Origin of the sequence: Neobacillus sp. YIM B06451 (genome assembly GCF_032667185.1) — a bacterium.
GTDB lineage: Bacteria > Bacillota > Bacilli > Bacillales > Cytobacillaceae > Bacillus_D.
On record NZ_JAVFKJ010000011.1, the window covers coordinates 125,406 to 141,749 of the forward strand.

General features: G+C 47.1%; 14 protein-coding genes and 3 tRNA genes. 8 read left to right on the forward strand and 9 right to left on the reverse strand.

Features of this window, described 5'->3' with window-relative positions:
* Positions 1-169 precede the first annotated feature (169 nt).
* The 3 genes from RB160_RS17025 (at position 170) to RB160_RS17035 (ending at position 4,123) form a co-directional block, all read left to right on the forward strand.
* Positions 170-877 carry a winged helix-turn-helix domain-containing protein gene (locus RB160_RS17025; protein ID WP_316571625.1) on the forward strand — a complete coding sequence of 236 codons (708 nt, stop codon included), beginning with the start codon at positions 170-172 and terminating at the stop codon, positions 875-877.
* Positions 867-2,312: a sensor histidine kinase gene (locus RB160_RS17030; RefSeq protein ID WP_316571626.1), complete on the forward strand. Its 1,446-nt coding sequence runs from the start codon at positions 867-869 to the stop codon at positions 2,310-2,312. The genes RB160_RS17025 and RB160_RS17030 overlap by 11 nt, the downstream gene beginning before the upstream one ends.
* Before the next feature lie 578 nt (positions 2,313-2,890).
* Positions 2,891-4,123: a S1C family serine protease gene (locus tag RB160_RS17035; RefSeq protein WP_316571627.1), complete on the forward strand. Its 1,233-nt coding sequence runs from the start codon at positions 2,891-2,893 to the stop codon at positions 4,121-4,123.
* 47 nt (positions 4,124-4,170) lie between these two features.
* On the opposite strand, the gene katA is transcribed toward RB160_RS17035, so the two are convergent.
* From katA to RB160_RS17050, 3 genes are all read right to left on the reverse strand, one after another.
* The gene (gene katA / locus RB160_RS17040; protein WP_316571628.1) at positions 4,171-5,625 is read right to left on the reverse strand and encodes a catalase KatA; all 1,455 of its coding nucleotides are present in this window, start codon (positions 5,623-5,625) and stop codon (positions 4,171-4,173) included.
* Positions 5,626-5,851: 226 nt separating this feature from the next.
* Entirely contained in the window at positions 5,852-6,658 is an 807-nt protein-coding gene (locus tag RB160_RS17045) for a C39 family peptidase (protein ID WP_316571629.1), read from the reverse strand.
* 175 nt (positions 6,659-6,833) lie between these two features.
* Positions 6,834-7,364 carry a YceI family protein gene (locus RB160_RS17050; RefSeq protein WP_316571630.1) on the reverse strand — a complete coding sequence of 177 codons (531 nt, stop codon included), beginning with the start codon at positions 7,362-7,364 and terminating at the stop codon, positions 6,834-6,836.
* 260 nt (positions 7,365-7,624) lie between these two features.
* Here RB160_RS17050 and RB160_RS17055 point away from each other — a divergent pair, with 260 nt between their 5' ends.
* On the forward strand, positions 7,625-8,065 hold the full coding sequence (locus RB160_RS17055) for a Dps family protein (protein ID WP_316571631.1): 441 nt from the start codon (positions 7,625-7,627) through the stop codon (positions 8,063-8,065).
* Between the two features lie 88 nt (positions 8,066-8,153).
* On the opposite strand, the gene RB160_RS17060 is transcribed toward RB160_RS17055, so the two are convergent.
* The 3 genes from RB160_RS17060 to RB160_RS17070 all read right to left on the reverse strand — a co-directional run bounded on the left by RB160_RS17060 (position 8,154) and on the right by RB160_RS17070 (position 8,600).
* Positions 8,154-8,241, reverse strand: a tRNA-Ser gene (locus tag RB160_RS17060).
* Positions 8,242-8,251: 10 nt separating this feature from the next.
* Positions 8,252-8,325 (reverse strand) — tRNA-Gly (locus RB160_RS17065).
* A gap of 191 nt (positions 8,326-8,516) precedes the next feature.
* Positions 8,517-8,600: transfer RNA gene (locus tag RB160_RS17070), tRNA-Leu, on the reverse strand.
* A 545-nt stretch (positions 8,601-9,145) separates the two neighbouring features.
* On the opposite strand from RB160_RS17070, the gene RB160_RS17075 reads away from it, so the two are divergent.
* A complete protein-coding gene (locus RB160_RS17075) occupies positions 9,146-9,604 on the forward strand; it encodes an SAM-dependent methyltransferase (protein ID WP_316571632.1) in 459 nt (152 codons plus the stop codon).
* Between the two features lie 78 nt (positions 9,605-9,682).
* Here RB160_RS17075 and RB160_RS17080 read toward each other — a convergent pair whose 3' ends face one another.
* From RB160_RS17080 to RB160_RS17090, 3 genes are all read right to left on the reverse strand, one after another.
* Entirely contained in the window at positions 9,683-10,507 is an 825-nt protein-coding gene (locus tag RB160_RS17080; protein WP_316571633.1) for a GNAT family N-acetyltransferase, read from the reverse strand.
* Between the two features lie 58 nt (positions 10,508-10,565).
* A complete protein-coding gene (locus RB160_RS17085; protein ID WP_316571634.1) occupies positions 10,566-11,453 on the reverse strand; it encodes a selenium metabolism-associated LysR family transcriptional regulator in 888 nt (295 codons plus the stop codon).
* A gap of 128 nt (positions 11,454-11,581) precedes the next feature.
* Positions 11,582-13,267, reverse strand: a complete 1,686-nt coding sequence (locus RB160_RS17090) for a hypothetical protein (protein WP_316571635.1) — start codon at positions 13,265-13,267, stop codon at positions 11,582-11,584.
* Positions 13,268-13,435: 168 nt separating this feature from the next.
* Here RB160_RS17090 and RB160_RS17095 point away from each other — a divergent pair, with 168 nt between their 5' ends.
* From RB160_RS17095 to RB160_RS17105, 3 genes are all read left to right on the forward strand, one after another.
* Positions 13,436-14,209 carry a 2-phosphosulfolactate phosphatase gene (locus RB160_RS17095; RefSeq protein WP_316571636.1) on the forward strand — a complete coding sequence of 258 codons (774 nt, stop codon included), beginning with the start codon at positions 13,436-13,438 and terminating at the stop codon, positions 14,207-14,209.
* 45 nt (positions 14,210-14,254) lie between these two features.
* Positions 14,255-14,683, forward strand: coding sequence for a ferritin-like domain-containing protein (locus tag RB160_RS17100; protein ID WP_316571637.1), 429 nt, complete (start codon positions 14,255-14,257; stop codon positions 14,681-14,683).
* Between the two features lie 180 nt (positions 14,684-14,863).
* Positions 14,864-16,303 (forward strand): DEAD/DEAH box helicase, encoded by a 1,440-nt coding sequence (locus RB160_RS17105; RefSeq protein ID WP_316571638.1) that lies wholly within the window; start codon positions 14,864-14,866, stop codon positions 16,301-16,303.
* The last annotated feature ends 41 nt before the right edge of the window (positions 16,304-16,344 follow it).

A 16,344-nucleotide genomic window follows, 5' to 3' on the forward strand; every position in this document is an offset into this window, starting at 1 on the left:
ACTTATTGGATAATCGCTCAAAATAATATGTGTGCAATACCTCAATAGTATGAACAAACTGTTTCCAAACCGTTAAGATTTGTGTAAAATTGCGCAAACGAGTTGATTCCGCGCCCGAGAAGATTTACTTTTGTACTAACGGACTGGCCGTTTTTGGAGGTTGATGAGAATGAGGATACTTGTAATAGAAGACAATGAAAGCGTTTGTGAAATGATAGGGATGTTTTTTTTAAAAGAAGGCATTGAAGGAGAGTTCGTCCACAATGGGCTGGATGGCTTTAACCGCTATAAAGAGGGCGGATGGGACTTGCTCATTGTCGACTGGATGCTTCCGGGCATGGATGGCGTAACCCTTTGCCGGAAAATCCGCCAGGAAAAGAGCAAAATCCCGATTATCATGCTGACCGCGAAGGACAGCGAATCGGACCAGGTCCTCGGGTTGGAAATGGGTGCTGACGACTATGTGACGAAACCGTTCAGCCCGCTTGCCCTGATGGCGAGGATCAAGGCGGTTGCCCGGAGATATCAAAGGGCCGGGGACACGGAGGATGAGCCACGGCATATGATCTCGACAAAGCATTTCCGGATCAACAAGGACACGAGGGAAGTGCTGCTTGACGGGACGGCGATTACAAACCTGACGCCTAAGGAATTTGATCTCTTGTCTTATCTCGCATCAAACCCAAGGCAGGTATTTACGAGGGAACAGCTGCTTGAACGGGTTTGGGGCTATCAGTTTTACGGGGACGAGCGGACGGTCGATGTCCATATCAAACGGCTGCGGAAAAAAGTCGGGACGGCCGCACAGCCTTTTTTCCATACAGTATGGGGAGTAGGCTATAAGTTTGATGAGACGGTGGAGGCTAATGAGAATTAAGTATTTTTACCAGCAGCTGTTCAGCCATATCGGGGTGCTGGTCGTTGCGTTCCTTGTCCTGAGCCTGCTGTTTACCCATTACGTCGAGAACCTTGTTTATCAGAGTAAAACCGACGAACTACTCGAATACGGGGAAAATATTTTAACAGACCTTGAATGGAGCAGCCGCAGCCCGAGGGAGGCGGAGTCGGTCATCAACCAGTACGCGAGGGTACTTTTTGGCCGCGATATCCAATTCAGCGTTTTCCGTGTCGATGGAACGACGGTTACGCTGCTGAACCCGATTGCGTGGAGGGGCCCAGCCATCGAACTGACGCGGTCGGACTGGATGAAGCTGCGGGCCGGCGAGCCGGTTGTCATTAAATCGGATTTGGAGCGCTACGATCAGAACGTTTCGATTGTTACGATACCGTACAATGTTGGCGGTGAATTCGTTGGAGGCGTCCTGCTGATTTCCCCGGTAAAAGGGCCGAGGGAGATGATCAGCGTCATCAATGAGTACCTCCTCTATACAGTCCTGATTGCCCTCGCTGTATCTTTTTTACTGAGCTGGATCCTTTCAAGAATCCATGTTATCCGGATCAAACGTATCCAGAAGGCTGCATCCGCGGTTGCGGCTGGGGATTATTCAGTCCGTGTGCAATCATCCAATTTTGACGAGATTGGCGAGCTGTCGACCGATTTCAACCAGATGGTCGATAAAATCAACGAGTCGATGGAGGAAATTGAAAGCCTGGAAAACAGGCGGCGGCAGTTTATGGCGGATGTATCACATGAATTGCGCACCCCGCTAACAACGATCAGCGGCATTATCGAAGGCCTTCGGAACGACATGATACCCGAGGCAGAGAAGGAAAAGGGTATCAACCTCGTCAGTAAAGAATCGAAGCGCCTGATCCGGCTTGTGAACGAAAATCTCGATTACGAAAAAATCCGTTCAAACCAGGTCGTCCTTTCAAAGGAAGATATAGAGCTGTCCGAAGTATTTGAAATCATCAAGGAGCAGCTTGACCTGCAGGCTGAGGAACGGGGCAATGAAATCGTTGTCCACGTAAGTGACGAGACAATGATTTGGGCGGATTATGACCGGCTCCTGCAAATCCTGATTAACATTACGAAAAACAGCATCCAATTTACTGAGGGTGGCTTGATAAATCTGACCGGCTATATGAAAGACGAAACAACGGTTATCGAGATTTCCGATACCGGAATCGGCATCGATCCGGATGAAGTCGAAAAGATTTGGCGGCGCTTTTACAAAGCCGACCTTTCTCGGACAAGCAATCCTTACGGCGCGTTCGGCCTCGGGCTGTCCATCGTAAAACAGCTCGTCCATCTCCACGACGGGGAAATCAATGTTGCTAGTGAAAAAGGGAAAGGGACGAAATTTACGATTAAAATCCCATATATGAAGGAAGAGCAAAGCCGCGGATAGGGTTCCGCGGCTTTTAATCTTGCACGCTGGGAAACGGTGAGTACCATATGTGAAAAGAGGGTAGGCTTCGCTTGGGCTAGGATAAAGTGGGCTCGAGGCTGTCCGGATCATGGTGGCATTTGGACAACGGGTGGCATTTTTTCAGGAAAGCTGTCCGAATCATGGTGGCATTTGGACACCGGTCAGCAATTTTTCCGGAAAGCTGTCAGAATCATGATGGGATTCGGACACTGGGTAGCACTTTTCCAGGAAAGCTGTCCGAATCATGATGGGATTCGGACACCGGGTAGCTCTTTTCGAGGAAAGCTGTCCGAATCATGGTGGTATTCGGACCCCGGTCAGCGCTTTTTCCGGAAAGCTGTCCGAATCATTGTGGCATTCGGTCACTGATTGGCGCTTTTTCCGAAAAACAGTCCCGCATTAAGAAGACTCCCAGTAGAAAACTCCTCCAAATAGGAAAATTCCCTGTATATTTCCTTATTTTTAAAAGCCTCGCCTCAGTTTGTTAATAATTTGTTCATATTTTCCGGATAAGATAGTAATAGATCGGAAAAGGATTATATTAGGAGGTAATCATATTGAGTGATTTTTACCATAACTATCCACAACTCCCACCACAACCGGAGCCGGAGCCTGAGAAAAAGCCGGCCAAATCGGGAAAAATGAAAAGCTTCCTCTCTACCATCAGCGCAGGGGTCATCGGTTCGGCCCTTACCCTAGCCGCAGTCAATTATACAGATATTGGTTCAAGTATAGATAACCAAGCTCAGACACAAGAAAGCTCCGGCAGCCAACCTGCCAATATCGTTCCCGCGTCCACCGTCTCCAGTACCGAAAAAGGATCGGTCGCCGATATGGTTGAAACAGCATCCAAGGCGATCGTCGGCATTGTCAATTTACAGCAGCAGAACAATCCATTCGGTGATACACAGGGAATTGTGGAGCGTGGATCTGGTTCGGGCGTCATTTTTAAAAAGGATGGAAACAAGGCTTATATCGTGACAAATAATCACGTAATTGAAGATGCTGAAAAACTCGAAGTTTCATTCTATGACGGCGAGAATGCCCCAGCTGAGGTTGTTGGCGCTGATGCCTTGACAGACCTCGCCGTTATAAAAGTCGATGCCAAGTATGTTGATCAAACCCTTGAATTCGCGGACTCTTCCACCCTGCGTCCGGGGGATGAAGTGTTTGCCATCGGGAACCCGCTCGGACAGGACCTCTCCCGCACCGTTACACGGGGAATTGTCAGCGCGATTAACCGCAGCATTGATGTAAACACATCGGCTGGCGAATGGAAGCTTGACGTAATTCAGACAGACGCGGCTATCAATCCTGGGAACTCGGGGGGCGCGTTGATTAATACAGCGGGGCAGCTAGTCGGCATTAATTCTTTGAAAATCTCAGATAGAGGCGTGGAAGGTCTTGGATTCGCGATCCCAAGCAACAATGTTGTCCCAATCGTTAACGAAATGATTAAAAACGGCAAGGTCGAACGGCCGTATCTCGGCGTCAGCCTTGCAGATTATGAGGAAATCCATCCGGCCTTCCTGCAGGACCTGCCTAAAGAAGTCAATTCAGGGACAATGGTTACATTCGTCCAGCCTGGTTCCGGCGCGGATAAAGCCGGCGTCCAAAAGCAGGATCTTATTGTAGCCATCAATGGGAAAAAGGTTGAGAACTCAGCGGATTTAAGGCGCTACATGTACTCAAGTGCCAAAGCCGGCGACAAAGTGAAGCTGAAAATTTACCGCAATGGCAAAGATCGTACTATTGAAGTGACACTGACAGGAAACAATGTGACGAGCTAATCAAAAAAGGAAACGAGCCTAAAAGCCCGTTTCCTTTTTGCATTAATTTACGCGTTTACCGGCAGCGGCAGGCCAAGCCCTTCGGCGACACGGGTTCCATATTCCCTGTCAGCTTTCAGGAAATGTCCGATCTGGCGCAGTTTGATGTCGTCGCGCTCAACCGGTTTCATAGCACCGACAATGTTCGCGACAAGCCGTGCTCTTTCTTCCTCGCTCATGAGCCGGTATAGGTCACCCGCCTGTGTAAAATGGTCATCATGGTCGTATGCGGTACTCGATGCGGTGCCCGATACGTCGTATGGAGCAATCTTATTCTCAGGCGTTTCTTTTGGGCCGCTAAAGCTGTTCGGTTCATAATAGACCGATCCGCCGCCATTGTTGTCGAATCTCATCTGCCCATCGCGCTGATAATGGTTCACTTCGGAGCGCGGGCGGTTGATTGGCAGCAGGTTGTGGTTCGTGCCGACGCGGTAGCGGTGAGCGTCCGAATAGGCGAACAGGCGCCCCTGCAGCATTTTATCAGGCGATGCTTCAATTCCAGGGACAAAGTTCCCAGGGGAGAAAGTGGCCTGTTCAACTTCGGCAAAATAATTTTCCGGGTTTTTGTTCAGAACCATCCGGCCGACTTCCTGAAGAGGATAATCCTTCTGGGACCAAACCTTTGTTACGTCAAACGGATCCCAGCGGTATGTATCCGCATCAGCCAGCGGCATGATTTGTACATAGAGCTTCCATGCTGGATAATCCCCATTTTCAATCGCATTATGCAAATCTTCAATGTGGTAATCAGGATTGGTTCCCGCAATTTCAGCGGCTGTTTCTACCGCGAGGTTTGCGATTCCCTGTTCAGTCTTGAAGTGGTATTTCACCCAAAAGGCTTCCCCTGCAGCGTTTACCCATTTGAACGTATGGCTGCCAAAACCGTGCATATGGCGGAAAGTCGCCGGAATGCCGCGGTCAGAGAACAGAATCGTTACTTGATGGAGAGACTCAGGCGATAGCGACCAGAAGTCCCAAACTGCATTTGGGTTTTTGAGATGCGTTTTCGGGTCACGCTTCTGCGTATGGATGAAGTCAGGGAACTTAATCGCGTCACGAATGAAAAACACGGGAGTATTGTTTCCAACGAGGTCGTAGTTTCCATCCTCGGTATAGAATTTTACCGCGAACCCACGCGGATCGCGAACAGTGTCGGAAGACCCAAGCTCGCCGGCCACCGTTGAGAAACGGATGAACATTGGCGTCCGTTTGCCTACTTCAGAGAGAAACTTCGCTTTTGTAATAATGCTCACATCTTTTGTTACTTCGAAAAAACCATGGGCACCCGCGCCTTTTGCATGGACGACCCGTTCAGGGACACGCTCCCGGTTAAAATGCGCCAATTTTTCAAGCAAATGGACATCCTGGATGAGAGTCGGGCCGCGCTGCCCAGCGGTGATGGAATTTTGGTTGTCGCCGACAGGCGCGCCCCAGCTCGTCGTCAGCTTTTTTTCGTTTTCCATGATTCATCCTCCTTTACCTTATTAGCATAGTGGAAATGGTATTAAGTAATATTAATTATTACTTTATAATAATTATAATTTAATGCGGAGTAAAAAGTCAAACTTTTGCAAACTCTATAAAAAGGTATATGGCCAGGCATTGTAGGATATGACTATTTTTGCAGTGGAATGTCAAAAAGCAGCCGGCAATTCAGCCAGCTGCTTTCATTTTTACAATATTTTAATCTTAATCATTAATCACGACGGCCTGGCTTCCCATCTGTTCCCAAGCCTTTATAAAATTGTTCCTGTCAGCCTTCCTGTCCTTCGTCCCATACGGATCATTGAAATAAATATAATTCTCGTCAAAACCCGTCAGTGCGACACTGTGCATTTTAAACGTAATCTTTACCTGTCCTTCGGGAGTGTCCCATGTTGTAAAATTGGATTCCCCAAGCGGCGCGTAAAGTGTGTTGATAATGACCCAGACTGGTGAGCCGGCGGCAAGTTTTTCAATTACTGCATCGAACGGTTTTCCGGTCAGATCCTCAGCCCGCGAACCAGCATACTCCCTGGCCAGTTCAAAAATCGGGCCATGGTACACTCCCAGGCCTGGCCCCACTTCCATATTTCCTACAAACCCTGAATAAGGATTTCCATATTGCCCATTTTCATATCGCAAAGGAACCCGTTTTACCTTCTTCGCCAAATCTCCTTTTGAAACATTGATACCCTCGTAATTCAAGACCATTGCAAGGCTGGTTACCTCACACCCATTGTACAGCCTCGGTGCAGCCATTTGGTTTAACAGCGGAACATCCAGATGGATTTTTTCAACAGGCTTTGGCTGTTCGGGAATTTCCTTCTTTTTAATATTTCGTTGCACTGTGGAAGCATTTGTATATGCCACTGCGGTATTTTCCTTTTTTAAAAAAAGTAAAGCTTTCTCTGTTTTTAAAAAAAGTGAGGCCTTTTTTTCGCCTGGAAGAAGAAAAAATCCCGCCACCATGGCAATTACGATTACCCAACTAACGTAACCAATCAGTTTTCTCACTTGACAATCCCCTAACTGAACTCCCTAATTATTTTGCTCTGTATCTCTATTACTACTCATACTCCAAAGTTTAGCAAAATATAGAGAATAATCCAGTCCTTGTGATCGAAAATCGGCATAAAGACCCATCTGAAAAATAAAAAACGCACGGACAGCTGTCCGCGCGTTCGCATTATTAAGCTCTTGATGCCTGGATTTCAAATGTAACTTTGATTTTATCGCCTACAAGGACGCCGCCAGTTTCAAGTGCAGCATTCCATGTAAGGCCGTAGTCAGCACGGTTAATGCTTCCAGAACCGCTGAAGCCGACTTTTTCGTTGCCCCAAGGATCTTTTCCGGAACCCTCGAAAACAACTGCGAACGTTTCAGGGCGTGTCACTCCACGGATTGTAAGGTCGCCTGTTACATCGTATTCGCCTTCATCCGTTTTCACAATGTTTGTGGATGTGAATGTAATTTTAGGGTTGTTTTCCACATCGAAGAAATCAGCGGAACGAAGGTGGTTGTCGCGGTCTTCATTCCGGGTATTAATGCTTGCCGTATCGATCGCGAAAGAAATGTCTGCAGTTGTCAGATCAGCTGGATCCGCTTCAACAGAAGCATCAAATGCTTGGAAGGTGCCCTTAACGTTTGCAATCATCATATGCCTTACAGAAAAGTCCACGCTGCTGTGCGCCGGGTCAATTGCCCATTTTGTTTTTGCCATTTTTATTCCTCCTAAAAGTAAAATAACTTAAAACATCTTTAATGTGAGATAACTAGTTTCAAAGCTTATTATATAAAGATACTGGTTGTTTTGTCAAATATTTTAATTTAAATTAAAATGATAATGGACATCTTTTCCAACATGATTGAAATTTTGAAAGGAGGGTAAACTGAAATGGGCTTAGTCCGCTGCTTATTCTGAGAAAGAGATTAAAAGACGCGGGCAAGATAAAATATGTATATAAGGTAGGAGGAATTCTTATGAGTAAAGAGTTAACAAACATCGTAAATAAACAGGTAGCGAACTGGAGTGTCCTGTTCACAAAGCTACACAATTACCACTGGTACGTTACCGGACCAGAATTTTTCACACTCCATGCAAAATTCGAGGAGCTTTATAACGAAGCAGCTGTTCATATCGATGAGCTGGCGGAGAGGCTGCTGGCGCTGGGAGAAAAACCTGTCGCAACGATGAAGGATAGCCTTGAATTGTCATCCGTCAATGAAGCGGAGGGCGGGGAAAGCGCAAAAGAAATGGTCCGTTCGATTGCGGACGATTTTACAACGTTGATCGGTGAATTGAAGGAAGGGATGGATCTTGCGTCGGAAACAGGCGACGAAACAACCGGCGACATGCTTCTGGCCATCCATGCAAGCCTTGAAAAGCATGTGTGGATGCTGAACTCATTCCTTGGAAAATAGGCACAAAGAAAAACAGGACTGCCTTTTGGGCCGTCCTGTTTTCGTTTTGAAAAAATAAAAAGCGCCTGCGAATACAGGCGCCAGCTAGAGGAGAAGATGAGATTCGAACTCACGCGACGGTCGCCCGCCCTAGCGCATTTCGAGTGCGCCCCCTTGAACCACTTGGGTACTTCTCCATAAAGTTGTTGGAGCGGGTGAGGGGAATCGAACCCCCGCCATCAGCTTGGGAAGCTGGAGTTCTGCCATTAAACTACACCCGCAGGCAGAAAGTTGCAATTGGTCTGGTCGGGATTACAGGATTTAAAAATCCACCTAATCCTTTTTGTGCGTACTGTGTCCCCGCCTCAGGAAGGTCCGCAAGCAGCGGCTCGGCGTGTACAACTCGGAGTTAACTCAAGGGAGTTATGCTCGTGGCTGTGACCAGTAAAAAAGGTACGCAGCTAGAACGTAATGCGGATGAGAGGACTTGAACCTCCACGGGGTTGCCCCCACTAGAACCTGAATCTAGCGCGTCTGCCGATTCCGCCACACCCGCGTTTTTATGAAAAACAGCATAAATAATATATCATAATAATACCTATTTTTAAAGAGGAAATTTCTCCTGCCCGCTACTTTTACATAAAAATTGTCTACCAAGGCGGGTCAGTAATAAAATGGTAGTAGTGGTCGTCTTGTTAGAGGACTGGCNTTTTTATGAAAAACAGCATAAATAATATATCATAATAATACCTATTTTTAAAGAGGAAATTTCTCCTGCCCGCTACTTTTACATAAAAATTGTCTACCAAGGCGGGTCAGTAATAAAATGGTAGTAGTGGTCGTCTTGTTAGAGGACTGGCGTTTTATATACAAACGCGTTCGGGACACAATCGCTGGCCAAAAACGTAATCCAGAGTCCCGATTATCGACTTATCGGAACTCATATTGCTATTAAAACGAAAATAATGTCGGATTACCATTTTGTACGGATAGAAAATCACCAAGATTCAAAAATAAGAACTATTCATTAAACGCGGATACGAAAGCCAAGTAATTGGCTACAATGGTTGATAAAAAAATATCCTGAATGGAGGAGAAGGCATGTTTACGGTCAAGCCAGTGGGCAGGGTTTACAACAATCGCAAAGAAGTAAAGGACGATTATTGGGGAGATGTCATTTCTGAAATTGAAATGAATGAAATTCTGGATGGCAAATGCCTTGAGGGAATCGAGGAATTCTCCCATCTGGAGATTTTATTCCTGTTCCATCTCCTCCCTGAGGATAATATCGAATACTGTGCCAGGAGGCCGCGAAATAATCCGGATTGGCCCGTGACCGGGATATTTGCACAACGGGGCAAGAACCGGCCGAACAGGATTGGCTCAACGATTGTTCGCCTTTTGAAAAGGGAAGGAAATAAGCTCACCGTGGCGGGGCTGGATGCCATCGATGGCACGCCGGTTATCGATATCAAGCCTGTCATGAAGGAGTTTTTGCCGAAGGAAGAAGTCAGGCAGCCGCGCTGGTCATCTGAACTGATGGAGGATTATTGGAAATAACAAGGCTAATTAAAGATTGCAATCTGGTCAACCAACTATAAGAAAAAGGCGGCCCTAAAAAAAGGTCGCCTTTCCTACTTAAAGCAAGTACTCATAATAATCCTGCGCATGATAGGATTTGAACCCGCACGATTCATACAGCCTCAGCGCATGGGCGTTTTTCGCTTCGACTTCCAAAAAAAGCGGCCTGCCTGCCTTGTCTTCCTCAGCAATGATACACGAAAGCGCCTTTCTGCCAATCCCTTTTCCCTGGTATTCAGGCAGAATGGCAAAACCATAGATCCACGCTTCACCATTCGGATGGTCGACACGCATTTTCCCTACCGGCTCACCATAGGCTTCGACAATATAGAAATTTTCACTGCTGCTTTCCTTCAGTTCCTGATGATACGTAGCCGCTTCCTGTTCAAGAAACCCGAAACACTCGACTTCCAGGCGTATTTCGAGAGGATTGTCCCTCTCGGTTGAATGCCTCAATATGACCCCTTCACTAGAAGGAGGAGCGGTTCCGTCCCATTTCATCTGGTATTCCGTCACAAAGTAACGGTTCGGAACAGTTTCCAGAAAGCCCTTCGCCGATTCGGAGCCTGCAGGAGCGTTCAGGAGAATCTGCCTTGTGCCGCGGTTTTGCGCTTCTTTTATCGCTTCCTTCAAAAGCCCGGTGAAAATTCCTTTCCGGCGCCAGTTAGGGTGCACCATTCCACACAATTCAACCTTCGTGCCGAACCCGTAAATGCCCAGGAATCCAACCAGCTGACCGTTTTCATAATGGAAAAAATCATCCTTAGTGCCTTCTTTTCTTGTGGCAAGCATATCCCAATTTAATTTCAGTTCGAATCCGCCATCATCTTCGCATGAAGCCTGCAATTCTTTAATCTCGTTCATTTGTTCAACACTCAGCATAACAATCCCCCTTGCCTTTTTTAAAAAAGCACTTATCTTTATTCGTTTCCGCCGCTGTTTAGTCCTGCCACTTTCCGGCATAGTCGACAAAAAGCTTCGATATGAGCGGCAAGGTTTTGTTGATGTTATAGACGAGATAAAAATAACGTTCATCGTGAAATCCTTCAATTTCATACATATTGACTAAGTTGTGGCTGGCATAGTCACGCGCCGCTATTTCCGACATAATCGCGATGCCGATTCCTTGCCTCACAAACTGAATGAGGCTTTGTCCGGAATCGGTATATGCAATGATATTTAACTGATCTTTTGGGATGCCCGCTTTTTTTAAAAAACGATCCAAAATCGAGTTCGTCCCTGAGTCGGAATGCCGCATCACAAAAGGTTGGCTTTTGATATCATCAATTCTCACCGCTCCGGAAAACTTAATGTCTGTCGACGTAACAAGAACAAGTTTCTCACGTAATAAGGGTACATACCTCAATTTTTCATTCTCATATTTTTCTCCAAGCATGCCGACATCGACGGATCCGCTCAGGACTTTGTCCGCTACGGCCTTTGAAGGGTATTCGGAAATATTAAAGGTTGCGGCAGGATATTCTGCCCGGAACTCCTTGATCATTTTCGGGAGGAGAAATTGTCCCGGGACGGAGCTTGCCGCCATCCTGATGGTGCCGCGGAATTCAGCCATCCCTTGATTCAGGTCAAGGAGCGCTTCATCTTTTAAAAGAAGGAGCTTTTGTGCCCATTTATACAGGCGCTCCCCATGTGGAGTCAGGATGTTTTCCCGGCCAACCCTGTCGAACAGTTTGACGTCCAGCATTTTTTCAAGCGACTGGATATGGGAAGAGACAGTTGACTGGCTTAGAAAAATTTCTTCGGCCGCTTTTGAAAAGCTATTGTGTTCGACTACTTTTGTAAAAACAAACAATTGATGGAAATCCACGAGCTGACCTCCTTTATTCAAGAAAACGATTTATTAAATCGATATTTTCGATACTCATAGAGTACCACGTTCTTTTTTCCGAAAAAAGGGGAAAGAAAATCCGCCGGGCGATTTCCGGCGGATGTTGGCTATGGCTGGATAAATGGAGCCTGTTTCAAATGTCCGGTAAGCTCCTTCATACGGTAGTAAAATACCTCATAACGGACCCAGGAAAGCGGAAACTTCATGGCCGGCTTCCCTTCATGGCTGTAAACAAGGACATGCCTTTTCGTTTTTTCGACCCGTCTGATTTCATGGAGCAGAATCCCTTCGCGTTTCTTCCCATCCTGGAGGATGAGCTCATGCCCGACAATCGAAATGCTTTTTGTTTTATTTTTCTTCAGCTCGTTTATAGTCAGGGCAACGCCGGCGAGCGTGAACAAGACCGATGGCAATAACGGGCCTTCGAAACCTCTCATGGCATTCCGGATCCAATGCATGATTAAAAGCCCGTAGAAAAACCACATGCCTGTACTGATTCTCGGTTTGCTTTCGTAAAAGATGCTGTTTTCGACTTCTGCTTTAACATCTTCACGCCTTTTGAAAAATGCTTCTTTGTGCCCTTCGATCGACAAGGAATCCAAATCTATGAAGTCGGTATACGTGCCGTCCCAAAGATGGGCTGTATCTTCGCCATCCTCAAGCGCGTAGGCCCCAGCCCAGCCAACAAACCCCCTTTCGAGCTCTTTGAAGCCCATCATATAGAAACGGATTGGCTGGCCATAATAATTTTCCGTTTCCACCTTATCAAGGATTCGAATATTCTCCGGAAAATGGGCCACTCCATCTTCATCCTCGGGCAGATTGACAATGGTCGTAAACAGCCTTGTTTTCGCCAAATGCGGCTGTTTTCCTTCTTTAATCGGATAGAGGTGCTCCAAATCCAATTCCCTGAGTTCCCAATAGGCCATCTCCGCGCTTTCTATATTTTCCGCGCACTCGGCAATGACGGATTTGTCGACAGAAAGACTTTTGGCAAGGCAAACAAGCAGCGCTTCCGTTTTAATGAACGGATCACGAAAGGACAATGCTTCGAGAAGCGCCTTCTCGGAGTCCTCGGAGAAATAATAGTTCATCAGTTTGAGAAAAAGCCTCATCCGGCTCCTGATGTAAAAATAATTGTCCTTCCAGGCTGTATACACGAATTTCGGCGAGTAATCCTTGTCGAAATTCATGTAAATTTCTTTTGCAGCCTGGTAATCTTCGAGTAGGAGCGGCAGGACTGTTTGCTTTTTAAAGCCTTTTTCCACTTCCGATGCATTGACGGAAAGGAGCAGGTCATACAGCATAAACTTATAATGCTCCGAACCGAGCTTATCAATTGTTTGGCCGAGGATATCCCTTGTCAGGACCGGAAACGTTGAAATTTCACTAATTGGAATCATAAAGTCCTCTGTACCATTTATGAGCCCAACGATCTTGTCTTCGAGAAAGTTGAATACTTTCTCGTCTTCAGTACCGAGCAAGTATTCAATAGCCCTTTCCTTCGCAGAGAGGCTTAGCCCGTCAAAGTGTTTGATCAGGCAGACAACAACCTCCTCGATGGAAAAATTACAGACAAAATCGGTCAAGTAATAGGAAGGGTTGTCCCACTTGTCAACCGGCTCTGGGAATGTCCCTGCTGCCGTGATGATCATGTCGCGCAGCACATCTACCTGTACTTCAAGGTTTTCCATCTGCCTGTACTCATAGAGCTGGTCAAGCCCTTCAAACCTTTTTTGCGGATTGTCACTCTTAACCATCCTTATAATTGACCGCAATTTTAATTCGTACAAGTTATCCCCCACCCGTTCAAAAATTCTCCAATATTTACTTTCTATTCCTATTATTCTATTTTAAATTAAAAGTATCTTCAATCCTATTACGTGGAAAAAAATGAAGAGGAGGTCGTATCTGCTATTTCATACAAATCTGAAATCCGGTTAAAGAAAGGGAGTGGGGTTATGTTTGGCCAGGCACCGTATCCGGTCAAGGTGGAATGGGGGAGAAGGGGGGCCATGGAAGCGGCACAGCGCGGTGATATCGTCATTGTTGTCGATGTCCTTAGCTTCTCATCCACAGTTACAACCGCATTGCATGCCGGGTGCGACATTTACCCGTACCCTCCTCATCTCGATGGTAAGGCTTACGCGGTGCAAATTGGCGGAGAATACATACTTGGCAGGTCGGAAGCGGCCACGCTCGGAAAGGCGACACTCTCACCGGTTTCCTTTAATCCTTCGCATAAAGGGAAAAAATTCGTGCTGACTTCCTTGAATGGGGCATTCTGCACCTGGATTGCGGACAAGGTGCCTGCTTTGCTTATTGGCTCACTCCTCAATGCCGATGCGGCAGCCATGGCCGCAAATAAAATCTGGGAGAAAATCAAAGCAGATATCACCGTCGTGCCATGCGGAGAGCAGTGGAACGAGTCTGAAGAAAACGAAGACACCCTCCGGCCTTCAATTGAGGACTATCTCGGTGCCGGAGCAATTTTGTCGCTGCTTGATGGGGAAAAATCACCTGAAGCAGAAGTGTGCACTGGCGCATTTCATTCAGCAAAGGACAGATTAAGTGAGCTTATATGGGACTGCGGGAGTGGAAGGGAGCTGCGCGCAAAAGGCTTTGAAGCGGATGTCGTCCACTGCAGTCGGCTTAACGCTTTTTCAACTGTCCCGCTCCTAGCAGGGAATAAATTCATCCATGCTCATGAAAAATACAATTTTCTCGATGAATAACATCCCCGCCTATTCCGAACCCTATTGGAAAAAGGAGGCCGCACCATGGAAAAAGAAACGGTCATCAATGAATTGAACGCGTTTTTAAAAGGGCAATATATGGGCATCCGAGCGTATGAGCACCTAATCGAAAGGCTCGAGGACCCAGAAATCAAAAAGCTTTTTCAAAGCTTTCAACAGGACCATCGTCTGCACGCGGCGATTGTTGCCGAGCGCATCCAAGACCTCGGCGGAGTTCCGGAAAACAACGAGGGGCTTGCAGGGAAAATCCAGGGTTTCATGAGTGAAATGATGATGCCCAAAGACACAGAAGGAATCGTCAAACTCGCTTTAAAAGGCGAAGATGTGTACGGAATCAAGCTTTCCGAGGAGATTGTCAAAGGGGATCTCGACCCAGAGAGCCGGAAAATGGTTGAAGGCATTCTCGATACTGACCGGAAACATGCAGCCATCCTCGATACCCTCGTCCATTAAAAACAAAGCCGCTTTTCCTCGTATAAGGGAAAGGGGCTTTTTTTCACTTTAGAATCCAAACGACTCTATACGGGCACTCCCCTTTTCAGGATTTCAGTGCCCGATTTTTTGGGGTTATCCTTCGCTGAAGGCGGATTTTTATTTGCTTTTTTATCTGAAAACAAGGAAAATCAAAACTATATGATTTTGAAGAAAGCAGGGATTTTATTGCCTGATTTTATAGAGCTTGGAATATCAATAGAAATGGCGGGGATTTTGAAGGAGAACGGAATCGCCGTTCCGACGCCAATCCAGCAGCTGGCGATTCCGGTCGTGCTGGATGGGCAAGACATCATTGCCCAGGCGCAGACCGGAACGGGAAAGACCCTTGCCTTCGTCCTGCCCATTATCGAAAAAATCGACACGGATGCAGACCGCATCCAGGCGCTCATTGTTACGCCGACAAGGGAGCTCGCGCTGCAAATAACCGCCGAACTTGAAAAGCTTGTCGCATCCATGGATGTAAGTGTCCTTGCTGTGTACGGCGGCCAGGATGTAGATAAGCAGCTTAAAAAGCTTGCAAAGCGGGTACATATTGTCGTTGGGACCCCGGGCAGGCTGCTCGATCATATCCGCAGGGAAACGGTCCGCCTTGGTGAAATTTCATTTCTTGTCCTCGATGAAGCAGACCAGATGCTCCATATCGGGTTTCTGAACGAGGTAGAGGCCATCATCAGGGAAACTCCTTCCAGCCGACAGACGATGCTTTTTTCGGCCACGATGCCAGAAGATGTACGGAAGCTTGCGAAAAAACATATGCGGGACCCTCAGTATATGCAGGTTGAAAAAACGCAGGGACCGGCCGAAACCGTAAACCAGCTCGCTGTCCAGACGACCGACCGCGGCAAGCAGGGGGCGATAATGGAACTCGTCCGGACGCACCGACCGTTCATGGCGGTCATTTTTTGCCGGACGAAACGGCGGGTCGGCAGGCTTCATGAAGTGTTAAAAGCGAATGGCTTTTCGTGCGAAGAACTGCATGGCGACCTTTCCCAGTCAAAACGCGAACAAGTGATGAAAAAGTTCCGCGATGCTGAATACCAGCTGCTCATCGCCACGGATGTTGCCGCAAGGGGCCTTGATGTCGAGGGCGTAACGCATGTTTTCAATTATGACATCCCCGAGGACTCCGAAAGCTATGTCCACCGGATTGGCAGGACCGGCCGCGCTGGGACGAAAGGGCTTGCGATCACCTTGTTCACTGCGGCTGACCGGCCAAAGCTGAACGAAATCGAAAAGGAATTGAACATCCGGATCAAGAAGGAGAACATGGAAGGCCCTAAAGATAAATCAACTTCTGATAAATCTGTTTCAAAGCCCGGCACTGGCAAAAAGACTACAGGAAAGGGTACTCTGAGAACCAGCCATAGGACAAAGGAACCCAAACCTGCCGCTACATCCGGGCGTAGCCAAAAATCTGACCACGGACGAAAAACAGCTGCTTCCGATAGTAAAAAACAGCCGGCCAGCCGTGGAAAACAACAAGCGACCACCGGTAAAACCGATTGGGGCAGGAGGGCAGGGGCAAAGCAAGCATCGAGCCGCCAAACCCGAACCCAAACTCGTGGAAAAAGAAAATAGAGAGAAGGAAGCTCAGAATACCCTGCAAAATCGTACTTGCA

What these genes read in the sequence shown, in the direction of transcription:
- RB160_RS17080 (WP_316571633.1), bottom strand. Translation starts at nt 10,507, where the DNA reads ATGCTGAGTGTTGAACAAATGAACGAGATTAAAGAATTGCAGGCTTCA.
- RB160_RS17075 (WP_316571632.1), top strand. Translation starts at nt 9,146, where the DNA reads ATGTTTACGGTCAAGCCAGTGGGCAGGGTTTACAACAATCGCAAAGAA.
- RB160_RS17105 (WP_316571638.1), top strand. Translation starts at nt 14,864, where the DNA reads ATGATTTTGAAGAAAGCAGGGATTTTATTGCCTGATTTTATAGAGCTT.
- RB160_RS17100 (WP_316571637.1), top strand. Translation starts at nt 14,255, where the DNA reads ATGGAAAAAGAAACGGTCATCAATGAATTGAACGCGTTTTTAAAAGGG.
- RB160_RS17050 (WP_316571630.1), bottom strand. Translation starts at nt 7,364, where the DNA reads ATGGCAAAAACAAAATGGGCAATTGACCCGGCGCACAGCAGCGTGGAC.
- RB160_RS17055 (WP_316571631.1), top strand. Translation starts at nt 7,625, where the DNA reads ATGAGTAAAGAGTTAACAAACATCGTAAATAAACAGGTAGCGAACTGG.
- RB160_RS17095 (WP_316571636.1), top strand. Translation starts at nt 13,436, where the DNA reads ATGTTTGGCCAGGCACCGTATCCGGTCAAGGTGGAATGGGGGAGAAGG.
- RB160_RS17030 (WP_316571626.1), top strand. Translation starts at nt 867, where the DNA reads ATGAGAATTAAGTATTTTTACCAGCAGCTGTTCAGCCATATCGGGGTG.
- katA (WP_316571628.1), bottom strand. Translation starts at nt 5,625, where the DNA reads ATGGAAAACGAAAAAAAGCTGACGACGAGCTGGGGCGCGCCTGTCGGC.
- RB160_RS17025 (WP_316571625.1), top strand. Translation starts at nt 170, where the DNA reads ATGAGGATACTTGTAATAGAAGACAATGAAAGCGTTTGTGAAATGATA.